Source organism: Desulfocurvus sp. (assembly GCF_023230885.1).
Lineage (GTDB): Bacteria > Desulfobacterota > Desulfovibrionia > Desulfovibrionales > Desulfovibrionaceae > Desulfocurvus.
Genome location: NZ_JALNWM010000235.1, coordinates 1 through 4739, shown reverse-complemented (window position 1 = coordinate 4739; position 4739 = coordinate 1). Strand labels below are relative to the sequence as shown.

The 4739-nt window shown below is 70.5% G+C and carries 3 protein-coding genes; 1 reads left to right on the top strand and 2 read right to left on the bottom strand.

Going from position 1 to position 4739, the window contains the following annotated elements:
- Positions 1-6: 6 nt before the first annotated feature.
- Both M0P34_RS13785 and M0P34_RS13780 read right to left on the bottom strand, forming a co-directional pair.
- Positions 7-1527 carry a carboxypeptidase M32 gene (locus M0P34_RS13785; RefSeq protein ID WP_291500138.1) on the bottom strand — a complete coding sequence of 507 codons (1521 nt, stop codon included), beginning with the start codon at positions 1525-1527 and terminating at the stop codon, positions 7-9.
- A gap of 72 nt (positions 1528-1599) precedes the next feature.
- A complete protein-coding gene (locus tag M0P34_RS13780) occupies positions 1600-2202 on the bottom strand; it encodes a MarC family protein (RefSeq protein WP_291500136.1) in 603 nt (200 codons plus the stop codon).
- Between the two features lie 195 nt (positions 2203-2397).
- Between M0P34_RS13780 and M0P34_RS13775 the strand changes: the two genes are divergently transcribed.
- A complete protein-coding gene (locus M0P34_RS13775; RefSeq protein WP_291500134.1) occupies positions 2398-4506 on the top strand; it encodes a methyl-accepting chemotaxis protein in 2109 nt (702 codons plus the stop codon).
- Positions 4507-4739: the final 233 nt, after the last annotated feature.

Genomic DNA, 4739 nt, shown 5'->3' with positions numbered 1-4739 from the left:
GCCCGGCTACAGGCCGTAGAGGGCTTCGTACTTGGCCGTCAGGTAGCGCATGAAGGCCCCGTGGTCCAGCTCCGCCCCGGTGGCCCGGCGCATCAGCTCGCGCGGGGCGTAGCGGCTGCCGTGGACGTGGACCTTGGCGCGCAGCCACTCCAGCAGGGACGCGAATTCCCCGGCGGCGAAGCGTTCGTCCAGGCCCTGGGCGCCCCCGCCCAGCTCGCGCCCGGCGGCCTCGAAGAGCTGGGCCGCGTAGAGGTTGCCCAGGGTATAAGTCGGGAAGTAGCCCACCAGCCCGGCGGCCCAATGGACATCCTGCATGACGCCGTCGGCCAGCTCCGGCGGAGTCAGGCCGAGCAGGGAGCGCATGGCTTCGTCCCAGGCGCCAGGCAGGTCGCGCGGCTGGAGCTGCCCGCGCAGCAGCGCCAGCTCCAGCCCGAAGCGCAGGAGCACATGCAGGTTGTAGGTCACCTCGTCGGCCTCGGTGCGGATCAGGCTGGGGCGCACGGCGTTGACCGCCAGGACGAGGTCGTCCAGGGCCACGCCCTCCAGGGCGGCGACGTGCCCGGCGGCCCGGGGCAGGAAGTGGCGCCAGAAGCCCCGCGAGCGGGCGACCATGTTCTCCCACAGCCGCGACTGCGACTCGTGTACGCCCAGGGAAACGGACACGCCGCAGGGCGTGCCGAAATGCGCGCCGGGGATGCCCTGGCTGTACAGGGCGTGTCCGGCCTCGTGGATGGCGCCGAACAGCGCCTCGTCGAAGGCGTGTTCGTTGTAGCGCGTGGTTATGCGCACGTCTCCGGGGCCGATGCGCGTGGAGAAGGGGTGGGCCGTGGAGTCCAGGCGCCCGGCCTCGAAGTCGAAGCCGATGGCCGCCGCAGCCTCGCGGCACAAGGCCCGCTGGGCCTCCAGGGGCACATGGCGGGACAGCAGGGTCCGGTCGGGGCGGCGGGGGGCGCCCAGGATGCGGTCCAGCAGGGGCACAAGCTCGCGGCGCAGCCCGGCCAGCACCGGCTCCAGGCCCGCCGCGGTCTCGCCGGGTTCGTACTCGTCCAGCAGGGCGTCGTAGGGTTCGCCCGCGTAGCCCACGGCCTCGGCCTCCTCGCGGCGCAGGCGGACGATCTCCTCCAGGTACGGCAGGAAGGATCGCCAGTCGCTGCCGGGGCGGGCGCGCTGCCAGGCGGTCTCGCCCAGGGCGGCGGCCCTGGCCGTGGCCACGGCCAGGTCGGCCGGGATGCGCACCGCGCGGTCGTAGGCCCGCTGCCACTCGCGGACGTTGGCCGCCAGCTCGCTGTGCGGGTCGTCGCGCAGCAGTTCGGCCCGGGCCTTGGCCAGGGCCTCGCCCACGCGCGGGTCGGTGCGCCGGGCGTGCAGCAGCCCGGTCAGGCTGGCCACCTGGGCGGCGCGGTGGGCGTGGCCCGCCGCAGGCATCTTGGTGGACTGGTCCCAGTGCAGCAGGGCCAGGGCGGACCCGATGTACGCGGTCTCCACCGCGTGGGCCCGCAGCCAGTCGTAGGATTCGCGGGGCGGCATGACTCCTCCGGGGCTTGGGGGGCGGGGGCCTGGGGGCAGTGTACGGGGGGCCGGGGCCGGTGGCAAGCCGGGCTAGAGGCTGGCGATGAACAGGCGGATGCCGTCTTCGAGCATCTGGAAGGACATGAGGATGAGCACCAGCCCCATGAGCCGCTCCATGGCGCGCATGCCCTTGGCGCCGAACACGCGCGTCAGCGCCGGGGACAGGAGCATGAAGGCCAGGGTTCCCGCCCAGGCCGCGCCGATGGCCGGCAGCAGCACGGCGTGGCTGTCGCGGTGGGCGTAGACCATCACCGCCGCCAGGCACGACGGCCCGGCCACGAAGGGCACGGCGATGGGCACGATGTACGGGTCCTTGATGTGCGGGTCGGACATGGCGTCGTCGGACTGGGGGAAGACCATCTTCATGGAGATGATGAACAGGATGACCCCGCCGGCCATGCGCAGGGTGGACTGGTGGATGTCGAGCAGCCCGAGCAGGCCCTCGCCCAGGTACATGAAGAGCACGATGATGGCCAGGGCGAAGAACAGTTCGCGCAGGATGATGGCCCGCTGGCGGCGGGCCGGAAAGTCCTTGAGCAGCGTCAGGCAGATGACCCCGTTGCCGATGGGGTCCATGATCAGGAACAGGGGGAAGGCTATTTCCAGGAAGGCCTGGAGGGTGAAGTTCTGCATGGTCTTCTCCTGGTCCGCTTCCTACCCTTGCGCGGGGGCGAAGGCAAGTTCGATGCAGTGCTTGCCTGGGGGGCGCGAATCCGGTATATAATCGATGTGCGGGCCTTCGCGTTCCTGTACGCGCCGGGCAGGCCCGAAATGCGTCTTTTCCGTGCCGATTCCATAACGGAAAGGAAAAACAAGGAGCACCCCCTCATGAAGTCCATCAAGACCAAGCTCATCGTCTCCATACTTGCCGTTATCGGTCTGCCCCTGGTGCTTATCTTCTTCATCGCCAGCCTGAACATCCGCGACCTGTCGCAGGCCGGGTTCGAGCAGTCGGCCCGGGGCCAGCTCATGCAGGTGGACAACGCCATCCGGCTGTTCATGGACGAGTCGATGATGAACGCGGCCCTTCTGGCGGCCCATCCCCTGGCCACGGACCTCGACCTGGTGCGGACCAGTTTCGTGGATACCAAGGAGAAAACCATCTCCCAGCCCTGGGCCGACGACGAGACGGGCCAGGCGGTGGTGGAGTTCTTCTCGCTGATGCAGAACACCCACCCCAACTATGTGGAAGTCTTCATGGGCGCGCGCACGGGCGCCTTCGTCTCGGCGGTGCAGGACAGCATGATGCCCGCCGGGTACGACCCGCGCAGGCGGCCCTGGTATACCGAGGCCCTGGCAGCGGGGAACCGCCCGTCCCTGTCCAAGGCCTATATGTCCACCACGGGCGAGGCCGTGGCCAGCGTCACGGCGCCCGTGGTGCGCGGCGGCGAGGTGCTCGGCGTGGTGGGCGTGGACATCTCGCTCAAGAAGCTCACGGACATGGTGGAGTCCATCCGCCTGGGCAAGACGGGCTACATGGTCCTGCTTCAGGACGACGGCGTGGTCCTGGCCGATCCCCGGCACCAGGATTTCAACTTCAAGGCCGTGGGTGAGCTGCCGTCCAAGCACCTGGCCGATCTGTTCGCCAAGGGCGAGGGCACGGGCGAGTACGAGGTCGACGGCAAGCGCTACCTGGGCATGGTCGTGACCTCGCCGCAGCTCGGCTGGCGGCTGGTGGGGCTCATCGAGCGCGACGAGATCATGGCCCCGGCCGAGGGCACGGCGATGCAGCTCGGGCTTGTGGTCGCGGCGTGCCTTGTGCTGGTGGCCGCGGCGGTGTGGCTGCTCACGGGGCGGATGGTCCTGCGCCCGGTCCGCCAGATGATGGGCTTCCTGCACGCCGTGGGCCAGGGCGACTACAGCCAGCGCATGACCCTGCGCCCCGGCGACGAGATGGGCGAGATCATCGACGCCCTGCACGACACGGCGGGGCGGCTGGCCGCGAACATGGAGGAGATCACCGCCAAGACCCGCGAGGCCGAGGAAAAGGCCGCAGCCGCCATGACCGCCACCGAGGAGGCCGAGCAGGCCCGCAAGCAGGCCGAGCAGGCCCGCCGCGAGGGCATGGTCCACGCCGCACGGCGCCTGGAGGCCATCGTGGCCCGCGTGTCGTCGGCCACGGAGGAAATGTCCAGCCAGTCCGACGAGATCAGGAACGGCACGGACATCCAGGCCGAACGCATCGCCGCCACGGCCACGGCGATGGAGGAGATGAACGCCACGGTGCTGGAGGTGGCGCGCAACTCCGGAGAGGCCGCCAGCGTGGGCAACGAGGCCAAGGACCGGGCCGTGTCGGGCCGCGCGGTGGTCGCCAGCTCCATCGAGGCCATGGAAACCACGCGCAAGCAGGCCGAGGAGCTGCGCCTCAACATGAACGTGCTCGGCGAGAAGGCCGAGGCCATCGGCGCCATCATGACCGTCATCGAGGACATCGCGGACCAGACCAACCTGCTGGCGCTGAACGCGGCCATCGAGGCCGCCCGCGCGGGCGAGGCGGGCCGGGGCTTCGCCGTGGTGGCCGACGAGGTGCGCAAGCTGGCCGAAAAGACCATGGGCGCCACCAAGGAGGTGGGCGATTCCATCCGCGCCATCCAGGGCGCGGCCGCCGAGAACATCGACTCCATGGGCAAGGCCGTGGCCGACCTGGCCCAGGCCGTGGAGCTCTCCAACCAGTCGGGCGTCGTGCTGGACGAGATCGTCGAGCGCGTGGAGCGCAGCGCGGAGCAGATCCAGTCCATCGCCACCGCCGCCGAGGAGCAGTCGGCCACGTCCGAGGAGATCAACCGCGCCATCGACGAGATCAACCGCATCACCGGCGACACGGCCCGGGGCGTCAGCGAGTCGGCCGCGGCCCTGTCCGAGCTGGCGGGCCAGATGAGCGAGCTGGCCGCGCTGATCCAGGAACTCAAGCAGGACGGATCGGACGGGCTGGCCTGAGCGCGCCCCGGCCGACCATGAACGCGCGAAGGCCCCCGGTCGCCCGGGGGCCTTTTCGTTTTTCCGGGCCGCCCGGGGTCTACTTGCCGGGCTTGGCGGCGGCGGGCTTGGCGTCCTTGTCCTTGGGCGCTTCCTTGGCGGGGGCGGGCCTGGCTTCGGCCTTGGGGGCCTCCTTGGCGGCGGGCGCCTCGGCCTTGGGCGCGGTTTTGGCCGCCTCGGGGGCGGCCTCGGGG